The 19672-nt window shown below is 67.5% G+C and carries 21 protein-coding genes; 3 read left to right on the forward strand and 18 right to left on the reverse strand.

Annotation, left to right across the window (positions count from 1 at the left end; all coding sequences use genetic code 11):
• Positions 1-132 precede the first annotated feature (132 nt).
• The 15 genes from WME90_RS42740 to WME90_RS42810 form a co-directional block, all read right to left on the reverse strand.
• Positions 133-459 (reverse strand): hypothetical protein, encoded by a 327-nt coding sequence (locus WME90_RS42740; protein ID WP_437277851.1) that lies wholly within the window; start codon positions 457-459, stop codon positions 133-135.
• Positions 460-533: 74 nt separating this feature from the next.
• Positions 534-719 (reverse strand): hypothetical protein, encoded by a 186-nt coding sequence (locus WME90_RS42745; protein ID WP_437277852.1) that lies wholly within the window; start codon positions 717-719, stop codon positions 534-536.
• 222 nt (positions 720-941) lie between these two features.
• A complete protein-coding gene (gene recA, locus WME90_RS42750) occupies positions 942-1973 on the reverse strand; it encodes a recombinase RecA (RefSeq protein WP_437277853.1) in 1032 nt (343 codons plus the stop codon).
• 97 nt (positions 1974-2070) lie between these two features.
• The gene (locus WME90_RS42755; RefSeq protein WP_437277854.1) at positions 2071-2352 is read right to left on the reverse strand and encodes a hypothetical protein; all 282 of its coding nucleotides are present in this window, start codon (positions 2350-2352) and stop codon (positions 2071-2073) included.
• Positions 2349-2756 (reverse strand): hypothetical protein, encoded by a 408-nt coding sequence (locus WME90_RS42760; protein ID WP_437277855.1) that lies wholly within the window; start codon positions 2754-2756, stop codon positions 2349-2351. Before WME90_RS42760 ends, WME90_RS42755 begins: the two co-directional genes overlap by 4 nt.
• Positions 2753-3253, reverse strand: coding sequence for an RNA polymerase sigma factor (locus tag WME90_RS42765; RefSeq protein ID WP_437277856.1), 501 nt, complete (start codon positions 3251-3253; stop codon positions 2753-2755). The genes WME90_RS42760 and WME90_RS42765 overlap by 4 nt, the downstream gene beginning before the upstream one ends.
• A gap of 584 nt (positions 3254-3837) precedes the next feature.
• Entirely contained in the window at positions 3838-4230 is a 393-nt protein-coding gene (locus WME90_RS42770) for a DUF6573 family protein (RefSeq protein WP_437277857.1), read from the reverse strand.
• 21 nt (positions 4231-4251) lie between these two features.
• Positions 4252-5421 carry a vWA domain-containing protein gene (locus tag WME90_RS42775; RefSeq protein ID WP_437277858.1) on the reverse strand — a complete coding sequence of 390 codons (1170 nt, stop codon included), beginning with the start codon at positions 5419-5421 and terminating at the stop codon, positions 4252-4254.
• Positions 5422-5430: 9 nt separating this feature from the next.
• On the reverse strand, positions 5431-6549 hold the full coding sequence (locus WME90_RS42780) for an AAA family ATPase (protein ID WP_437277859.1): 1119 nt from the start codon (positions 6547-6549) through the stop codon (positions 5431-5433).
• Between the two features lie 129 nt (positions 6550-6678).
• Positions 6679-7617 (reverse strand): hypothetical protein, encoded by a 939-nt coding sequence (locus tag WME90_RS42785; protein ID WP_437277860.1) that lies wholly within the window; start codon positions 7615-7617, stop codon positions 6679-6681.
• A 123-nt stretch (positions 7618-7740) separates the two neighbouring features.
• Positions 7741-8484: a hypothetical protein gene (locus WME90_RS42790; protein ID WP_437277861.1), complete on the reverse strand. Its 744-nt coding sequence runs from the start codon at positions 8482-8484 to the stop codon at positions 7741-7743.
• Positions 8468-8755, reverse strand: a complete 288-nt coding sequence (locus WME90_RS42795) for a hypothetical protein (RefSeq protein WP_437277862.1) — start codon at positions 8753-8755, stop codon at positions 8468-8470. The genes WME90_RS42790 and WME90_RS42795 overlap by 17 nt, the downstream gene beginning before the upstream one ends.
• Before the next feature lie 161 nt (positions 8756-8916).
• Positions 8917-9564 carry a JAB domain-containing protein gene (locus tag WME90_RS42800; RefSeq protein ID WP_437277863.1) on the reverse strand — a complete coding sequence of 216 codons (648 nt, stop codon included), beginning with the start codon at positions 9562-9564 and terminating at the stop codon, positions 8917-8919.
• Complete coding sequence (locus WME90_RS42805; protein WP_437277864.1) at positions 9545-9895, reverse strand: hypothetical protein; 351 nt, start codon at positions 9893-9895, stop codon at positions 9545-9547. The genes WME90_RS42800 and WME90_RS42805 overlap by 20 nt, the downstream gene beginning before the upstream one ends.
• Complete coding sequence (locus WME90_RS42810; RefSeq protein ID WP_437277865.1) at positions 9892-10056, reverse strand: hypothetical protein; 165 nt, start codon at positions 10054-10056, stop codon at positions 9892-9894. The genes WME90_RS42805 and WME90_RS42810 overlap by 4 nt, the downstream gene beginning before the upstream one ends.
• A 492-nt stretch (positions 10057-10548) precedes the next feature.
• Between WME90_RS42810 and WME90_RS42815 the strand changes: the two genes are divergently transcribed.
• Together WME90_RS42815 and WME90_RS42820 are read left to right on the forward strand one after the other, a co-directional pair.
• On the forward strand, positions 10549-12438 hold the full coding sequence (locus WME90_RS42815; protein WP_437277866.1) for a PKD domain-containing protein: 1890 nt from the start codon (positions 10549-10551) through the stop codon (positions 12436-12438).
• A gap of 43 nt (positions 12439-12481) precedes the next feature.
• Positions 12482-14470 (forward strand): CHAT domain-containing protein, encoded by a 1989-nt coding sequence (locus WME90_RS42820; protein WP_437277867.1) that lies wholly within the window; start codon positions 12482-12484, stop codon positions 14468-14470.
• Between the two features lie 188 nt (positions 14471-14658).
• On the opposite strand, the gene WME90_RS42825 is transcribed toward WME90_RS42820, so the two are convergent.
• The 3 genes from WME90_RS42825 to WME90_RS42835 are packed head-to-tail and all read right to left on the reverse strand — an operon-like array spanning position 14659 to position 16461.
• Positions 14659-15318, reverse strand: coding sequence for a hypothetical protein (locus WME90_RS42825; RefSeq protein WP_437277868.1), 660 nt, complete (start codon positions 15316-15318; stop codon positions 14659-14661).
• An 18-nt stretch (positions 15319-15336) separates the two neighbouring features.
• Positions 15337-16140, reverse strand: a complete 804-nt coding sequence (locus tag WME90_RS42830; RefSeq protein WP_437277869.1) for a hypothetical protein — start codon at positions 16138-16140, stop codon at positions 15337-15339.
• Positions 16141-16143: 3 nt separating this feature from the next.
• Complete coding sequence (locus WME90_RS42835; RefSeq protein ID WP_437277870.1) at positions 16144-16461, reverse strand: hypothetical protein; 318 nt, start codon at positions 16459-16461, stop codon at positions 16144-16146.
• A gap of 423 nt (positions 16462-16884) precedes the next feature.
• Between WME90_RS42835 and WME90_RS42840 the strand changes: the two genes are divergently transcribed.
• Positions 16885-19668, forward strand: a complete 2784-nt coding sequence (locus WME90_RS42840; RefSeq protein WP_437277871.1) for a hypothetical protein — start codon at positions 16885-16887, stop codon at positions 19666-19668.
• The last annotated feature ends 4 nt before the right edge of the window (positions 19669-19672 follow it).

Raw genomic sequence — 19672 nt, forward strand, 5'->3', positions numbered from 1 at the left:
CTTCTTCGATCGCCTGTTCAGCCGCATTGACTTCGTGGGCACTGGGGTCGGGGCGACAGGCTTCCGAAGGAGGTGCTAAAGAAGGAGAACGGCGGGAGCATCCGCCCGTCCTCCTGCTCCCCGCGCCTGGAATCAGGCAGCAGCGTGCACCTCGTCCATCGCGGCGGCTTGGCAGTTCTCCATGTAGTCTGAGAACCACTGAGTCAGCTCCTCGAAGAGCTGCACAACGCCGATGTCACCCCGTACGAACCGGCACAGAATCTCGTGCTGCTCCGCCACGCCCTCGTGGCCGAGCGCGAGCAGCCGTTCCTCGAGCCGCTTTGCGGTGCCCTCGGGGAAGCCACAGGCGATGTACAGCCGCCGGTAGAGACCGAATCGACCGTACACCTTGAACACGGCTTCGGCCTGGATCTTGTTGATGTCGAGCATGAGCTGGATGACGTGACGCAGGATGTTCATGGTCGTCCTCCTTCACGTTTCTTATCCCCGTGCGTGTGCTGAACTTGCGTTGACGCTTGCTGCGACGCCTGAGCTCACATGTTGTGCATCCCGCCGAGCGCACCCGACAGCCACAGCCGCGAGAGCGTCATCCGCCTTTCCGCGCACCTGGCGAGCGCGTCGCTGTACCCGACCCGATCCACCGCTGTTGCACCGCTCTTGTCTCGATGCACGATGGAGAGGCGCACCCGGTCATCCCCGAGATCGAGCGCGTCGAGCACCTCTGGAGCATGATTTCTCCTCGGTTGCTGATGGGAAAGTGCGGCCTGCGCCGCGCGACGGGATCGGCAGCCGTCGCGGGGGAACTCCAGCGAGGTGCAGTCACCCGGCTGAAACCCGCTCGCGTGGAGCGATGACTGCGGGTGGATCTCGGGGCCGGGGAGACAGCCCACCGGGGAGCGCCGCGGGCTGTCCACCTGCTCTTGGTCGTCGCTGCTGAGGGCTCAGGTCCCCGCGATTTCGACCCGCTGGCGAGCCTGGGGCTCGTGCCCAGCCGCCTCGACGCCGGCGCGCACAGCGGCGGCCAGCGTTCCGTTCGCGAGCAGCGCCTCGCGAGCTCGATCGCGCCCGTGGCCGATGTGCTCGCCGCGGAAGGCCAGGTGCGCGCCGTTCTTCTGGATCACCCCGGTCGTGAGGCCGTGATCGACGAGGTCGCCGGCGGCGTCGATCCCCTTGCCCCAGCGGATGTCGAACTCCGCCTCCTTGAAGGGCGGCGCCAGCTTGTTCTTGACGATCTTGACCCGCGTGCGGGCCCCGACCGTTTCCTCGCCCGCTTTCACGATCCCGACCCGGCGCACGTCGAGGCGCACGCTCGCGTAGAACTTGAGCGCGTTGCCGCCCGTGGTCGTCTCGGGGCTGCCGAAGACGACGCCGATCTTGTGGCGGAGCTGGTTGATGAAGATCAGGGTAGTCTCGGTCCGGTGCGCGATGCCCGTGAGCTTGCGGAGTGCCTGGCTCATCAGCCGTGCCTGGAGACCGAGGTGCTGGTCGCCCATGTCCCCCTCGATCTCGGCCCTCGGCGTGAGCGCGGCGACCGAGTCGATGACGATGATGTCGACAGCCGAGGAGCGGGTCAGCATCTCCGCGATCTCGAGCGCCTGCTCGCCGTTGTCCGGCTGGGAGACGAGGAGCCGGTCGGTGTCGACGCCGATCGCACGCGCGTAGGTGACGTCGAACGCGTGCTCGGCGTCGATGAACGCCGCGACACCACCCGTCCGCTGGGCCTCGCGCATGGCGTGCAGCGTGAGGGTGGTCTTGCCGGATGACTCCGGGCCGTAGATCTCGACGACGCGGCCGCGCGGGTACCCGCCGACGCCGAGGGCGGCGTCGAGCGCGAGCGAGCCAGTGCGGATGACGCGGATCTCGGGGATGCTGTCACCGCTTCCGAGGCACATGAGGGCTCCCTTTCCGAATTGCTTTTCGATGGCACCGACCACGGACTGGACGGCGCGGGCCTTGCTGACGTGAGCGTTCATGGGGAAGGTCCTTTGCTGGTGAGGGTGTTGCCGAGACAGGAGAGCGTGCCGCAGCAGACAGAGCCTGCGCAGGCGGGCGCCCTTGCGTCTGCGGTCGTCAGGGGAGGCCGCGCTCCGCAGCGTCGAGCAGGTTGTAGATGCTCTCCGTCGCCTTCTCGATGCGGCGGCGCGCCTCGTGTCGGGAGAGAACGCGCTCTTGGACGGGGCGCGTGGCATCTTCCGCCGCGTTTAGCCCCTGGTCCACTTGCTCCCGAAGCGCCGTGATCCACTTGCGCATGTAGCTCGCGTCGTCGAGTCGGATGGAGCCGTTCGGTGGCGGGCGTTCGGTATGTCCGTCCCATGTGTCGTCGTCTGCCGGGTACTGGCGAGTCTCTGTCATGGTGGATTGCCTTCAGAACAGTGTGCGTCGTGATGGCGGGGCGGATGAAGCTTCTCGCCGTTCTCCAGCTGAGAGTGCATGGCGATCTCGCGCAGCACCTCGCCGGGCGTGCGTCCCTCGTTGTGCGCGATGACCTCGATGACCTTCTCCATCGGCTGCGAGCACAGCCGTGGTCCCCGCACGATGCGAGGCTGGATGTGGATCGGCGGGGCGCGCGGTTCCGGCCAGCTGGGCGGCAACCAGGCGTAGGGGATGCCCCTCGGCCAGTCGCGCTCTTCCGAGAGCGCCGACGGGTAGCCCTTCGACTCCAGGTAGGTCTCGATATCGTGGGGAGATACGCACTGGGTGACTGGCTTGCCGGGGAACGTGACACGCCTGCGGTGCTTGGGATCGCCGAGGTTCATCGGCCCCCCTGTCGCTTACGCATGCGCGCAAGCAGCTTGCGAGCCCGGCGGAGCCGGCTGACAGCGGTTCCGCGGTGCAGGTGCAGCACGCTCGCGATCTCGGTGCCCTCATGACCCAGAGCCGCCAGGGCGAGCACCTCGCGCGCCCAGAGCGGCATCTGCCAGAGCGCGAGAAGCGCCTCCATCTCGGCGCGCGCCTGGAGTTGCGCCTCGAGATTCAGACCCACGACGTGGCGCAGAGGACCGAGCGCCTCGTGGTGCAGGACCTCGTGACGCACGTACGCGCTCTCGAGGTAGTGCATCGCCTGCCGCCAGGCGACACCGCGGAGCCAGCGGCGAAGCACCTGCCGAGCGTTTGCAGCCGGGTCGGGACGATACCGGCCCGCCTCAATCGCCTGCCAGGCACCCAGGACGACCGCCTGCGCAACGTCGGCGCTGTCGCGCGCCGGGACGCCGCAGGAGATGAGCGTGGCCACGATGAAGGCCCGCTCCGCCATGACGGCCGCGATGCTCGGTCGGGCCGGGGGATGTGGCGCGGCGGGTGGATGGCGCGCCCCCTTGCGCCCGCGGCTCACCCGCCCCTCTCAAAGTTTCGGTAGCGGTCAGCCGCCCCGGGAGCGCGCGGCCCGCTGTGTCCTGTGGTGCCGGCCGCCTGTGCGGCGCGCGTGGCCATGGTTGGCGACGAGAGGTGCGGGTCGGCAGCGGTGTGCCGTCGGCTTCGCACGCGGACGCTCATGCCTCCTGCGGGGCAGGAGCGGGAGCCGTACAGCCCCAGCTGGTTGCTGGAGGCGGTGCGGATTGCTCCGATGTCGGTCGGGAAAGGCGGATGGGAGCGAGGGCGCCGGCGCGACGGCGCACGGCCCCCTTGGCCCGCGGAGGGCGGGCGGATTACATTCAGCATGTCGGGACCTCGGGGTACGAGGTTTCGGCCACGCAGCCCGGGCGATTGGCGTCGCCGCGGGTTGCACTACTTGAAGCGGAGATGGGCGCGCTGCTGCGTCACAGAGACGGTGTGCAGCACGCGAGAGCTGCAGGAGCAGCAAGAATGCAGCTCCGGGACCAGCCCGAAGCTGCGGTCGCCTCAATCTTCTTCCGGCAGCATGATCGTGATCACCGGCTCGGCGTTGTCGCCGGGACCGCAGACCGCCTTGAGCTCCACCAACGAGGGCTTGGCGGAATCGGTAATCACGTACAGCGAGAAGACGATCTCGTTTGCTTCCGGTGCGCGTTGGGCCGCCGCACGGAACAGCCACAGCACATCCCAGAGTCTGCCGCGCTCGTCGTTGCGGGCCCGCAGCGCTGCCGGAGTCAGCATGATGTAGCGGCTCCAAACGGAGTGCGTCACGGCGACGGGAAGCTTGACCCCCATCTCCCGCGCCGTTGACGTCACGTCCATCAGGGTGCCATCGGCGATGGCCTGGGCGCGCGTGTACGCCTCGATGACCTCGAACTCGAGCTCGTCGTTGTCCGGCATCTTGTTTTCCTCGGGTTGGGATTACGTGGCGCCGGCCAGGAGAGAGACGCTTTCACCCTTCGCGAGCTCTGCACCGCCGAGGCGCATGTAGTGCGCGGCCTTGGCCCGGAGCGGTGAGGTCTCGGGCACCTCGCACTCGATGGCCACCGTCCAGAGCCGCACCCCGAGCGCCAGGCCCTCGCTGAGCGCCGCTTCCTGAGCCGCCTGGTCCCCGTCCACGCCGTCGGTGACGAGGATGACGTCGGCGCCCTGATGGCCCCGCCGGGCGAGCTGCCGGACCTGCTGCACGGCCATGCCGAGCGCGAGGCCGATGGCCGTTCCTCCTCCGAGGAAGTGACGCACCATCCGCAGCACCGCCTCCGTGTCGCCGGGCCTGATGGCCTGGACCACGGTGGAGGTCGAGTAGTGGACCACCGCGACCGGCCGCTTCTCATCGAAGGCGACGCGGCAGAGCGCGACGGTCGCGGCTTTCGCCCACTCGTTGCGCACCGCGTGCATGCTCCCGGACTCGTCGAGTGCGATCACGAGCGGTCCCTTCGACTTCTTCGCCTCGCCGCGCACGGCGTACTGGGCTGCCCGCCGGGAGGCGATCCGCTCCAGGACCACCGTCTCGAGGACGGGCTCCATGAGCAGCACCTGCTCGGCCGGCAGCAGACGGGACACGTCGTTGCCCTGCTCGACCGAGTAGACCTCTGCGGGCACGCCGTGGACCCGGCGGGCGCGGGCCCCTCGCAGCGCTGCGTACATGCGCCCAGCGAGGCGAGCGATGCGCTCGACCTGGTGGAGGTCCCCGTGGGCAAGCTCGACGTCGCGGGCGTGGGTCCACGCCGAGCTGACGTCCCAGCCGAACCCCCCGGCAAGATGCTCGGTGCGCCGGGCCTGCGCATCGAAGGCTGCCCACCTCTCCCGGGCGATGCCGCGCAGCTCGAAGGGCGACGCCCTTGGGGGCAGGGCCGGGAGGCAGCCCCACAACCGTTCGAAGGCGTACGCCGCCGCCACGTCGTCGGACGCGAGCAGCGCGGCGTGCTCCACCGGCGCGGTGTCCTGCACCGCCTCGGCGAACGAGCCCGCGAGCGGCTCGCTCCCTGCCCCGACGATCGCGTTCCAGAGGTCCCCGGCCGCAGCGGCATCCTGGTCCGCTGCAACCGCCACGGCGCGGTGTGCGCGCCGAGCCTGGAGGAAGGTCCCCATCGCGACCTCCTACAGGGCGTAGCGCCTCGACAGATCGGCCTTGAGCGCGTCGTGGACCTTCTTCAGCTCGTCCAGCTTCGGCTGGATGCGCGCCTGCGCCCGGCGGGACACGCCCTCCTTGAGCTGCTCCTGCACGCGCTTGGCCGCGTCGGTGATGTCGGCGGCGAGCTTGGGGAGCGTCTCCAGGTAGGCCGCCACTTCCGTCGGCCGGTGGGCATAGGCGCGCAGGGCTTCGTCCACGACCGTGATCGCCTTCGCCACCGCGCTCCGGTCCACCGTCTCGAGCACGGCGACGACGCGAGCGCGATCGTCCGGCTTCTGCCAGAGGCCGTACCGGAGCACGGCGAGGTGATCGAGCTCGACCTCGGCGCAGTCGTCGAGCCAGGCGGCGGCCCGGAGCACGCGGGTGAGCGCAATCCAGCGCCGATCGGAGACGACGATCCCGTTGACCTTGAGCTCGTTCCGGATCCGGAGGAGCTCCTGCACGATGCGCTCGGGCAGCGTCACCCGGCCGACGTCCGCCCGCGCCGCGTCCCATTCGGCGAGCTTGATCTGAGCCGAGGCCGTGTAGGCGGGCGGCGTCGCGACGAGCTGCATCCAGGTCGCATCGGCCTGCACGTACTCGACCAGATCGCGCAGCAGAAAGCGGTCGTACACCGCCGCCAGGTTCTCCTCCTCGGGCAGCTCATTCGAGGCCCCGACCAGCATCCGCAGCGGGATCGGCCGGCCCTTGTAGAGCCGCTCGTTCATCGCCGACAGGAAGGCGTTGAGCACCGAGTCGGACCCCTTGAACACCTCGTCAAGGAAGGCGCACTCGACCCCGGCGAGCCGGCCGTCGAGGTTGCGCTCCCAGAGATCGTTCTTCAGGGCGCTGAGCTTCACCGGCCCGAAGTACTCGTCCTCGGTTCCGAACTTGGTGACCAGCGTTTGGAACTTCCGCGCATCGGGGAAACACGACAAGAAACCGAAGAACAAGGCGCTCTTTGCCGTTCCCGGAGGACCCACGAGCAGCGCGTGATTACCCGAGAGGGCAGCGAGCAGGATGCATTCGACGGCGTTCTCGCGCTCCCGGAAAGTGGCAAGCAAGCTGTCGCGCACGGTCCGGAACCTGTGCCGCACAGAGGTCATATCAACCGAATTGTTGGTCGTGGACTTCATCATCACCTCGTGTGTCTGCGCAGCGGGCATGCTGCGCCGGTGCCTCGCCGCGGTGTCACCCACGGCGAGGCGTTTCCCCTTCGGGCAATCCCGGCTCTCTCAGTCGTTGACCACGGGGATGGTGAACGACACGCCATCACCGCCATCGAGCTGGAGCTGGAAGCTGTGCTGGAGCTCTTTGACCCGCGCCGTGATGCGGTCAGCGACACCGGCGAGGACGCCGCGGTAGAGCTCGGCCTTGGCCGTCAGCTCCTTGCAGAGCTCGACCCGCCGAGCGAGCGCGTTGTGGCGCATGCCCTCCGAGGCCGCCTTGTCGAGGTCGGCGATGAGCTCCGCGACATCCGCCTCCAGCGCGCCCTGTGCTGCCGCCCTGGCGACCGCGACGTTGTCGGGCGCGTCGTGCATCTCGATCCGGATCGGCTTCACGCCGAGCTGCTCGAGCCCCGGCCGGAGCCGGAGCCATGCACCGCAGGTGGACGGCGGCAGCAGGTAGAACCCGCCTCGGTCCCGCAACGGCACGCCGGAGAGCGCCTTGGCCGTCGCCACCATGGCGAAGGAGATGTCCCGCGTCTCGGCGTGCGCGACGAGATGGTTTCCGTGTGCGGCCATCGCCTCGGCGTGCGCGAGGGCCTCGGCGATCGAGGGGGCGCCGTCGGGCGGCAGGCCCACGATGGTGCTCGTGTGCCGGTCGACCCGGCTGCGAGCGCCGCAGACGTACTCGTCGCCGGCCTCGCCCTCGCGGGTCTTCTGCACGTAGATGCCCACCGCGGCGCTCGTGTCGCCCTTGGGCCGCGCGAACGGCCGGACGAGGATGCCGGACGGGCGCTTCACCTCGGCCGCAGCGCGCGAGAGCGCGGTGGCCGGCTCCATGTCCGGGATGAGGTGGCCGAGCCCCTCGGTCGCGAAGACGCGGCGAGCTGCCTCGCGCGTCACATCGATGCGGTCGGTGTTCCAGGAGATGAGATCGCCGATGTGGCGACCGCCCGCGGCGGCGAGCCGCCGCTGGGCGCGCTCGAGCGTTGCCGGTGCGCTGTTCATGGTGTGGACTCCTTGTCATGGAGAGAGTGTGTGTGGCGGCGGAGAAGAAGCGGGCCCTGCGCGATCGACCCGCACGCTGCCCAGAGCAGCGGTCCACCAGAAGACGATGGACCGCGGTGACTGCTAGGCCGAGAACGCAGCTTCGGTGAGAGCTTCGGCGAGCCATCCCGCGCTGCGAGGGGCAGCTGGCGCTGCGTTCGTGGGGTTCGGGCGCGGAGCGTCTTGGATGCGACGTCCCGGGGAAGCTGACGCCGGAGCCGGCCGGTGCTTCTTAATGACAGGCGCCGGGATGCTGACGTTGAGGACCTGGGCGGACTCGCTGGCTGGCACCACCTGCGAGTAGAGGCTCAGCCCGCCACGCCCCTGGCGCCATCGAAAGTGGAGTCCGGTCCGGTCCACCCAGCTCACCAGATCAGCGAACTGCCGCGGAAGAACCTCTGCGACCTCGACCAGCTTCTTGCGGGGCAGATGTATCGCGAAGATACGGCTCACCAGGCTGATGTGCTGGATCGTCACATCCGCGAGCAGGTCGCCGAGGAGGACGTTCGACGCGAGCAGCGCCGTGCTTTCCCGCCAGACTGCCGTCATGGCAAGCCGCTGCGCTGCCGCCAAGACGGCATCGCGACGGGCAGCCTGATGACGCAGCGTGCGGGCTTCAGCTCGGTGCTGGAGGAGCGCGCGAACTCGGGGAGCCGCTGCTTCATCGAGCTGGCCCGCCAGTGCCCGGAGCTCGCTGGCATCAACGCCGAGCAGCACCGCGAGCTCCTCGTCGTGCTCGGCGACGTAGTCCCCGATGTTGTGCGATCCGGGCTCGTGTGCGCGAAGAACGCGCTCCAGCCCTGCGAGGCCGCTACGCCGCCCGGCCATGGATAATCACGCCCTCATCGGGATTCGTCGGCTCCGGGAGGTCCAGGTCCGGCGAGGGCACCGGAAGCTGGTCGGGCCGTTTCTTCGCGTTGATCAGGTTGCGGGCGAACTCGTGATCGGGGCTGTTGCCCAGCGCGGCGCGACGCAGCCGCCGGGCGACGGCGAACGGATTCATGCTGCGCGGCACGCGCAGGGAGGCGGTGCCGAGCGACAAGAGCAGACGGCGCTCGGCCAGGGTCGAGGGGCGGAGCGTACGACCGTTGATGCGCATGAGATGTTCCTTTCTTCGAAAACGGAAAGGCGCCCGGAGCACGAGAGCTCGTGCCAGCGGGCGCCCTCAGGAATGTGACCTTGTAATGTGATGAATCGTCAGCGCGGCTGTCGACCAGCGCAGCTCGACGATGCAGTCGGTACGGTCTGTCGGCAGTCTTCTTACTGGATGATGCAGAGGTCGAGCATGGAGCTGAATCCTCCGCCGCGACCTCCAATGATGATGTGGTCGACCAGAGGAATGCTCACGAGGTCAGCAGCCCTCTTCATCGCCGTCGTGAGCGCGATGTCCTCCGGGCTGGGCATCGGATCCCCGCCCGGGTGGTTGTGCACGAGGACGAACGCGCTGGCGCCGGTACGGATGACCGGCCGCAGCGCGTCGGCGACGGTGAGCGCGGCGCCGTGCCTCCCGCCCCGTGCCACTTCGAGCTCGGCCATGAACTCGTTGCGACCGTTGAGCGCGATGCCGAGCATCACCTCGTGAACGAGCCCGCCCAGCCGGTCGGCGTAGATGCGGGCAATGTCCGCCGAGCAGGAGAACTTGTGCTTCGGCAGCGAGGGGTAGCCGCTACGGACGAGCTGCTGCAACGCCAGGACGGCGCTGCGCTGGACACTCGTGAGCCCGAGCCGCTCCAGCTCGTGCTCGCTCAGGTCTCTCCAGCCGCCTGCGGCGCGGGCGAGCCGGTCCGCGATGCGCCGGCTGCGCAGCACGATGCGGAGCAACTCGTCCTCGGGCGCGGCCAGGGCGCCCCCGAGCTGCACGCCTGGGTGCTGAGCCCCGAGGACAGCCTCATCGCGGCCAGCCGGCATGGCCGTCGCGCCAGTAGGGCTCGTCGTCCTCGTCGAACAGGGACCGCTGGCCGTACGGAGAACCGTAGCGCGGTGTGCTGGGCGGCACGGACGGGCCCATGTGGATGCGTGGTGCCGGGCTCTGTCGGGCGGCAAGCATGAGGATCGGCCGGTTCCGGTCGACGATCATGATGCCGGTGAAGGCCGCGCCGTCGGCGCTGAAAAGCTCGACGCCCGGAGGCGGGGTAGCCGCCTCCCGGAGCCACTCGAGCATCTCCGCGGCCGTTAGCATGCGTCGGGGCAAGCCCTGTCGGATCAGCTCCAGCAGCGCCTCGCCGACCAACTCGCTCACCGCGGCGGCCAGAGCGCCTCCGAGACGACGGCGACGAGCAGGCCGGCGACAGCCGCGGCGGCGCCCTTCTTGGTTGAGTCGGCGCTGATCACGCGGATGATGAAGGGCGTGGTGGGGACGGGGTTGGACGGGGTGGGAGACGAGACGGACGGGGTGGGCATGGGATCTCCTTGGCGCCCGATTGGCGCGGGAAACGGGAACAAGTGAGGGAACGAAGATGAACCCCGCAGGCACGGATGCGCCGCGGAGACGGCGGGCGCCAGTCCACGCAGGCGGCGATCACCTCAGCGATCGTCATGAGGACGACGGCGGCGATGCGGAGGGCCTTGAGCCAAGTCTAGGAGCCGTTCACATATATCGTACTCCTGGAAGGGAGCGATCTTCCGCAATTCTTATTCCGCCGATTTCGCAAGGATTTTCAATATCATGCAAGCGGGTGCGGGTCGGGCGTGGGTACGCTCGCCTCCGGGCCTTGCGCTCCGACGGGCCCTAGTTGAGGCCTGTCTACGCTCCAGGCCCTCCGGCAACGTACCAAGCCCGGCCCGCACCCACTCTAAGCGCTGCAGCTCGTGTACGAGGGGTCCCCGGCGTGGAGAACATCGTCGAGCAGGGCGTGAAGCTGGCCGGCGACGGCTCCGTTCAGCTTGATCTGCATGCTCTTCTCAGTGCATCGTCAGCGAATGGTCCGCTCATGGTCCTTCCTGCCCGCCGGAGCTGTGCTGCTCGTCGCCACGTTGGCGAACCCGACAGCCGCGGAGCCTTCTTCGAAGCTTCGCGTAAGGGAAGGGCTTGCGTTCAACCTCGGGCCGCTCGGGGCGCCGGCCGAGCCTTTGGCATTCGTCGTCTCCGCCGAAAGGGAGATCAAGGATTTCGAGGTCCTCGTCGAGGAGATCAAAGGCCCCGATGGTAAATCACTGGCATCGCCGGCGGGCGTCGATGCGACCGCGGAGAGGCGTGCCTCCGATCGTGAAACGAGCTGGATGATCAAGCTCGTGGCCGACGAAAACGTGTTCGCATTGTCGGGCGATTACCAGGTCACCCTCCGTTTATCTGGTGTCGCCGTGGATGCCAACGCTCCCTCGGATGCCGGCAAGTCCTTGGCACCCGAGAGCATCGCCACGATCGTAACCTTGAAGCGTCCCGAGACACTCGAATCAGCGAGCCCGCTCGTGGTCCGGCTCCTGCGCCCGACGCCGTTTTCCTCCGCCGCGACGATATTCTCCTGGCAGGTGCGCTCGAAACGGGGGACGACGATCGAACCGTGCGCGGCAACCTTCGAATCAGTCTACGAGCGCGCGCGGCTCGACAAGGGACAGCGGCTCCTCGGTCCAGGGACAGTGCGGGTCGATGCGGATTCCAGCGCATGCAAGGCAGGTACGTTGAATCTCGTGTTCGAGGGATTCGATCGCACCGGTGAGTTCGCCAGCGCCGTCGTTCTAGAAGCCCCTGTGCTCGGCCGGGGACCGACCCGAATTCCGCTCTTGATCGAAGTGACCGACGACGTCTGGGCACCACTCGTCGCCATCACCCTGGGCGTCGGGGCGGCCTTCGGGGTGGATTATCTGAACAAGCGTTGGCGTCCGGCGCAGGAGACGATGCTCAGGATGCTGCGCCTCTCGGCCCAGCTGGAGCGCTTGCGGCGCTTGGTCGAAACCCCTGCCAACACCACCGAACTCGCCGTGCTCGCCGAACGGCTCTCCAGGATCGAGACGCAAACTGATTCGAGCAAGGCGGGCGAAGAGCTCGACGAGATCGAGAAGCGGTTGTCGGCGTTGAAGGCGCAACAGCACGACAAGATCCTCGATCTGTGCAAGCGGCTCGACGTGCTGGGGCAATCCGCAGCAACGCTCTCCAGCGTGCCGGAATTCGTCGATGAGATGAAGAAAGCACGCGAGTTCCTGCTCGCCGAGCGTGCGGACGCCGCCGAGGAATCCATGAAGAAATGCGAGGACCTTGTGGCGGCGGCACCGGTGGGCGGACCGCGGTTCGGGCGCGCACCCGAGTCGGGGGCGGCGGCTCCCCCCGAACAACGCCCGACCCTGGAGGTGAAGGACTCGCACGCGTCGCGCGTCGTCGGTTCGCGGCTCTCGTTCGTGCTAGCGGTGAGCGATCCCACCCAGATCGCGGGCGCCCAGTTCGCGTGGGAGTTCGGTGACGATCTAAGGGAAACGACCCCCGGGCCGCAGGCGACACACGAGTACGGGCGCCCCGGCCGCTTCGCGGTGAAGGTCTCTGTGCTCGCTGGGGGCGCCGAGGTGGCCAAGGCCGAGACGTCGATCTCTGTGGCGCCGTCCGCCCGCGACCGTGCGATCGCGCAGCTCGGCCGGGGCATGAGGTGGATGGATCTCGGGCTCTCGACACTCGCGCTGGGGATCGCGACCACCTCGGCCCTCACGACGACGTATTACAACGGCAAGCTCTTCGGCACCTTCGGCGATTACGTCGGAGCGTTCGTCTGGGGTTTCGGAATGGATGCTTCACTGCGCGGGCTCGCGAACGTCGTTGGAACGCTCCGGCAAGGACCTTCGCGTACATCAACATGATGACGAACGGCACAAAACGGTCGAAAGCCATCGGGAAGCGGAGATGAAGACACTGGTCATCCGGATCGGAGAAGCGAGCGCCCCTTCGTCGGACTACCCCGTGGAGCTGTTCTTCGACGACGGCCGGCAGAACTGGCAGACCCAGCCCATCGCGCAAGGTTGGCTGCCGAAGGACCTGATCCTGAAGGACAGCCCGTTCCCGCGACCGGCGTTGAGCATGCTGCCGGATCCGAGCACGACGCCCGAGGCGGTGTTCGGGGAGATCGGCGAGTATATCCACCTGCTTCTGGACAAGAGCGGAATCGGCGCGACCTGGCGAGAGCTGCGGAAGCGCCTGGAAGGGATTCGCACCATCATCGATGTCCGGCCCGCAGAGCTCGGCGCGGTGCCCTGGGAGATCATGCGCGACGATGCGCGACGCCTGTTCGCGAGCGACAAACATCCGCTGGCTCTGGGCACGATTAACTTCGAAACGCCCACGCCCACGCCGGAGTGGCCGGTCCGGGTCCTGGTCGTCGTGGGCTGCGCTCCCGACGACTCGGCCATCGACTGGCGGAAAGAGCTGCAGGAAGTGGAGACCGCGCTTCGCCAGCTCCGCCATGCGGTCGATTACGAGGTGCTTCGCCAGCCTTCACTCAAGACGCTGCGTGATCTCCTTGTCGCGTTTCAACCACACGTCTTCCATTTCATCGGACACGGGATGATCGACAGGGCGTCCGGGCGGCCGGCGCTCGAGATCTGGGATGAAACGTCCAACAGTGCGAATCTATGGAAAGCCGACGACATCCACACCATGCTCTCGGCATGCGCGCCGCGCTTCGCGTTTCTCAACGCCTGCCGCTCCTCGATCGAGGAGGCGGCGGGCTGGAACATCTCGCGCGCGTTCCTCGACGCCGGCGCCGTCGCGGTCCTCGGCATGCGCGGCGACGTGCGGGACAAGGCCGCCGCGGCCATCGCCAGGCGTGTCTACCGCGATCTGGCGCGCTGCCGCCCTCTCGACCTCGCGGTCGCCGCCGCGCGTGTCGACATCACCGCGCTCGCCGGTATCGAGCGCCACTGGACACTTCCCCGGCTCGTGCTCACTGTTCCGCCCGAGCGCGTGCTCCCGCTGGACCCGAGGATTTCAGACGAGGCGTCCCAGCAGATCAGCGGCGCCACTGACTTTGGAGATCTATACGACTTCGTGGATCGTCGGCTCGAGCGGCGCTCGCTCTGGCAGAAAGTCGAGCCCACGAGCAAGGACAAGCGCAACCTCGTCATTGTTCGCGGCGAAGACCATGTGGGAAAGAGCGCGCTTCTGCGCTGGTGTCTTCAGGGTCATGCCATCCGAGGCCGACGTGGACGCTACGTTGATCTCAATGGGCAAGAGTCGCATGGATTCCTTTCCATCCTTCACCGTATTCGTGGGGACGATCTCGACGACATCAGCTCACCGATTCGGCAGCCGCTCCCGGAGCCGGCATTTCGGCGCTTTCTTTTCGAGCTCGACCACCTGCTCGACGGCAAGGAGCCGCCGGTGTCGGATCTGCCGCTCACCGAGCCCGTCGATATCGATCCGAATCGCCGGCTCCAACGCGGAGCGGAGAACTCGATCACGCGCATCTTCCAGTCGTTCCGGAACGGCCTCGAACAGGCCGCCAAGGACGAACCTCTACTCGTCGTCATCGATCACCTGGAGTTTGCCTTTCACGAAGACTTCAAGAAATACGTCAAGCCGCTGCTACTCAAGCCCATCATGGACGGACGCGTGCGCAACGTCCGTGTCGTCCTCGCAGTCAGAGAACGTGATTTCGAGAAGCTCGACCTCGAGTCGCTCGTGCCGGGCCGTGCGGCGAACGAGCACGTCGTCCGCGTCCTGGCGTTCAGGCCGGAGGAGTTTCTCGAGCTGGCTTGCGAGTTCTGTCACTACAATGATTTCGGTGAACAAACGAATTTACTGACTGCCTATGCTGTGCAGCTGACGGATTCCTGGAAGCCCGGTAGACTGCGTCTCGTGCAACAGCTTCTGAAGCCTGTACGGACGGCACGATGATGGAATCGCTACCCATGTCGTACGAGGAGATCATCCGCCGCCTTCAGCAAGGAGAGGGTCTCGCAGACATCGCCCGTTCGCTGATTCCGCCCGAGGAGCGTGACGCGCTTCGCCGCGCCGCGCTGGTGCGCTGGTTCGACGAGGAGCTCTGGACGACCACGCTCAGCAAGGTCCCGGGGCGCGAAGACCTACCCTTCGAACGCCTTCTGAAGAATGACGCGGTCGAGGCTGTGCCGCGCAAGCCAGGTGTGTACCGGGTGAAGACCGGGGCGCGCGCCGAGCACCTCCGGGGCTGGTTCCCCAGCGGCCCGCCGGCCGCCGGCGCCGCGCTGCCCGAGGAGCTCGTGGCGATCGAGCGCACGCTGCTCCTGTACTTCATGGCCCGTGGGGGCGCCATGCGCGACGACGCGCTCTATCACGCTGCCCTCGTCGCGCCCGACCGGGCGCGTGCGCTCTTCGAGGTGCTCTACGACGAAGCGGACAGGGTCTTCGATCTCGCCCGCTGCTGGGATCTGCTCCGGCTCCTCCTCGAGGGGCACACGCTCGGCGTCGATGGTGTCGAGCACGTTCCCCCCAAGGGCGAGCTCATGGCTCTCCATGCCGATCGCTGCATCTACCTCGACGTACGGAGCCACTTCGCCGACGAATACTATCAGACCGGACGATTCCTCCAGCGACCCGCGCTGAAGGAGGCGTTCGAGGCCCTGCTCACCCGCGAGGACCGCTGGATTCTCCAGGTGTTTGCGCGCGGCGGAATGGGCAAGACGATGGCCCTGCGCTCGTTCATCGCGCGGGTGTGCGTTCCGTTGCCGCGGCGCATCCCGTGCGCGTGCATCGATTTCGACCACGATCTGGACGTGGCCTCCTCACCGGATGGCCGGCCGTGGCTCCTCGCCGCAAAGTTCGCCGAACACCTGCATCGCCAGATCGCCGGGACCGCGTTCTCGACGCTCGCCCGCGAAGCGTCCGAGTACCAACGGACCGCCGCGCACCGATCCGAGGCCGACCGCGTGAAGTTCGCTGCCGAGATCACCGATCGCTTCACGTCGGCGCTCCGGGAGGCGCGTCTCGACAAGCCGGTGATTCTGATCCTCGACACGCTCGAAGAGGCCCTCTTCTACCGGCGAGAGCAGCTCTCCAAGGCGCTCGACTACCTCGCGGAGCTGCACGCGGTTTGCCCCATGATCCGCATCATCCTTTCGGGCCGGTACGATCTCGGCGAGAACGCGGCGGGGGACGGAGGTCCGCACGAGCGCCTGCCGGGCTTCCAAACCCGCTTCGGGGCGGTGACCACGACGCTGCCGGTCGAGCCCTTCCTGCCCGAGCATGCGCGCCGGTATTTCGTCGAGATCCGCGGGATTCCGCAGAGCAAAGCCGTCGATGCAGCGATCGAGCGCGCGGAAGGACTGCCCTTCAAAGTCGCCCTGCTCGCCGACACGCTTCAGCAGGAGCCCACGCTCGGGGCACAGGAGATCCGCGACTACCCGAGCGTCGATCTCGTTTACCTCATCGAGCGCGTGGTCAAGCGACTCCCCGATCCGCAGCTGCAATGGCTGCTGCGTTATGGCGCGGTGCCGAGTCGGCTGACCTTCCCGTTCCTGCGCGATGTGATGGTGCGCTTCCTCCCGGCCGCGATGGCCGGCGACGCGAACTACGACGATCCCAGCCATGGGCTACCGGAGCGAGTCCGGAAAGAGAAAGTCTTTCCCCAGGGTCCTGAGGTGCGCTTGCCCGACGCGCCGGAGGAGGGCTTCCTCCGTGAGCTCTGGGGTCGACTCACCCGCTTTGCGGGTGGCAGCTCGTGGGTCACCTACGACAGCAAACGCGACGAGCTCACTTTCCATTCGGACGTGGTCAATCCGATGCGACGGCTGCTCCGGGAGCACGACGTCTTCCGGATGCTGCACGAAGCTGCGCTGAAGCACTTCGAGCACCTCGCCGAGATCGATCGCGAGCACCGGACCGAGTGGACGATCGAGTCCGTCTACCACGCTTTCCAGCTCCGCGGCGAAGACGCGGGGAGCTACTTTCGCTCAGCCATCGGTCGGGCGAAAGTCGAGGACGACGCGAAACGGAGATACGCCCTCGCGCGTCGCCTCGTGAGCTCGATATACGTCGACGAGTCCGGCCAGCCGCAACCGCTGCGTGAGGACCGGAAGCACGCCAAGATCCTCTCGCGCGCCACGCAGGCCGAAGCAGAATACGAGCGGGCGGCCTCGTGCATCGATCTGGCCCGAACAGCGGGCAATTCGGCGAGCCTCTACTGGAGCGAAGCAAAGAGCGCGCTCGACGCCGCCGAGCGCATCCGGAAGGAGCTCGGCCCTGACCCGCAGCTGCGGCCGTCTCCCACCGAGCTCGCGGTGGCGGGAGCGAAGGTCCTTCGGAACGAACGCAGGCTGGGGGACGCGCTCGCGATGCTCGACGGCGCCGTCCAGGCGGTCCCCGATTCACGCGATCGCTTCCTGCTGGAGTCCGAATACGCCGCAGTGCTCGGGGAGATGGGTCGGGTCGGAGCCGTCGATTACGCCTTGAAAGCGGTCGCGCGCGCCAAGGAGGGTGTCGCCGTCGCGCCCTGGGAGGTTTTGCGCGCCCTCGAGGACCTCGCGCGATTGCAGCTGGTGTTCGATCGTCACGATGCGGCTGTCGTGACCAGCGAGGAGGCCATCGCCCGCGCGAGTCGAGACGCGCAGGCGCGCGTGCTCGGATGGCACTGTTTCCGGATCGACATCGTGCTCCGCCAGGGTCGCGCCGCCCGCGCGCTCGAGCTCCTCGGTCGAGAAGAGACCGCGGGCTCGCCGCGCGCCGAGGCGATCGAGCTCGCTCATTTGCGGGCGCGTGCCTTCCTCAGCCTCGGTGATCCCGCCTGCGCTCTCGAGCCTGTTCGCTGGGCGCTGGACCAGGTTGCCAGCGAATCGGAGTCGTCTGAGAAGCGGGGGATCGATCCGCGGCGCGTGCGCGAGCTCCGCGCCTCCGGACTCGAGCTGGAGGGCATGATCCTCGCCGCGTCGCTAGACGTCGACGGTGCCATGCGCACTCTGAGCCGGGCTCGCTCCGAGTGGTACGAATGGAGCGCGCCGAGCAGTGACGAGCACGGCGCGCGTTGCCTCCAGCGCTGCGTCGAGATCTCGCTCCACCTCGCGGACGACGTGCGAGGCGCCGAGGCGATGCTGCGGGAAGCAGCGACGCTCCCGCTAGGCGATGGAAGCGAGGCAGCCGTCCATTTCGCGATCCAATATGTCGAGCTGTCGCGGCGGCGCGGCGACTTCGGTGCGGCGGAGGCGGAGCTCTCGCGTGCCGAGGCGCAACTCGGATCGGCGAGGGCTCCCCATCTGCTCGCGGAGCTCGCGCTGGAGGGGCTCGCCAGCGCCGACGCGTCCATCCGGCAGCGCTGGGGCGATCTCCTCGTGAATGCGCTCGGCCGGATGGAATCCGCGCGGGCGCGGCTCGAGCTCACCGATGCGCTGGCCCGCTGTCCGACGGGAGCTCTGAAGACTCCCGGACCAGACCTCCTGACCCTGCTCGCTCTCGACGATTTCGAGCGCGAGTCAGGTATGCGTCCGGCGGAGCTCGCGCGGTATCTTCTTCGAAGAGCGGAGTTGCTGCGCGTCCTCGGTGATGGCCAGCGTTCTTTACAGATGCTAGAGCAGGCGCGTTCTCGCGTGAACGAAGCCGGCTCTCTCGTTCTGCTGCGCGATCTTCTCCTCGCGTTCGACCGACTCGGGCTGGAATTCCCCGACTGGCCGTTCTTCGCGCGCTCCTTCTTCAACGAGAGGAGGCCGTTTGCGCCATTCATGGAAAAATCGGAAGCTCCAGGGCTCTTGGCGGGCGTGCTCGCGCTCGAGCATGCGGAGCGGCTCGAGAGGATCGCGCATCCCGCAGCCGCGGAGGTGGCTGCCGAAGCAGACGAGTACCTGACCAACGCTCCGCCGGCATGGCGAAAACGCAGCAGAGCCCTGCGCGAAGAGCTCGCCCGCGAGCCGGCGGGGCTCTCGTCGTCTCGCGCCCTCGCTCCGCAGGAGATGGGGACGGAGGCCGAGATCCGCGTTCGCGTCCGCCTCCTCGACCCCACGCAGATTCTCATGGATCAGCGCGCTCCGCGGCGACGCTTGTGGACGTACGAGACGCGGGAGTACAGTCTTCTCCAAGAGGTCGTGGCGAGCGGCTTCACCCGCGGCAGCGAGGTCGTGTCCTACGGCCTCGTGAAGGCGCTGTCCGCCGAGCCCAGGCGCGTCGTCGACGAGATGGGAGGCATTCTTTTCGATCACCTCGCCGTCGAGATGTTCCAGCACGCGAAGAGCATCACAGAGCCACTCGCATTCCATCTGGAGGTCGACGATGGCCCGCTCGCCGCGATTCCCTGGGAACTCGGCGTCCTGGTCTTCGATATTGAGGAGACTCGGAGCCCCCTCAAGGGGAGACTCCGCATCTACCGCCAGTCGGTGAACGCCGAGAGCGAATTCTTCACACGCCATCGACCCGAGAGCCAGCGCCCCGTCGTGGCGATTCTCCAGCCGAGCGCCGCGGTCGAGGAGCGGAGCCGCCGGAAGGGTTACTACGGTAATGCGATCGCCGCGCTCTACAGGCGTTTGGGGCTCGATGTCAGGATTTTCGAAGACCCATCCTTCGACGACGTCGTCAAGGTGGCGGCGCTCGAGCCTGTGCTCGTTCACGTTCGTACGGGCTTCACGGAAGCCTCGGCCCATGGCGGTGTTCAGCTCGATTTCTCCGGTGGTGGAGCGACGCGGAGCAGCTACTGGGCAGAGATGCGCAAATCCGAAGCTTTCCTTCCATCGATGCTCGCCCGTGTGCTGAACGGGATGGAGACAACTACCACATTGATTCTCGACACCTACCGACCCACCGGTGAAACGGAGATCTTCCGGCAACTCCTGCTGCGAAATAACTTCGCTGCCGCGCTCCACAGGTTGGACGCATCGACGCCGATCGTGGCGACAGGGCTGTTTCCAGCGGATGCGCAGGAGATGGCGTACGACCTATTGCTTCGTGGTCTCGCCACCGGCGACACGCTGGGCGATTCCCGGGCGAGCGTCCAGGGCATGCTCAGGGACCAGGGCATGCTCAGGGACCAGGTGGGTGAGAAGCTCTCTGTGGACTTCCACGGTCGCGGGGACATCGCTGCGTTCGCCATCGCTCTCTTCACCAGCACGCCGAACCGCCGCCCGGTACCACACCGCTGACGCA

This window comes from Sorangium sp. So ce375, from assembly GCF_051473855.1.
Taxonomy (GTDB): domain Bacteria; phylum Myxococcota_A; class Polyangia; order Polyangiales; family Polyangiaceae; genus Sorangium.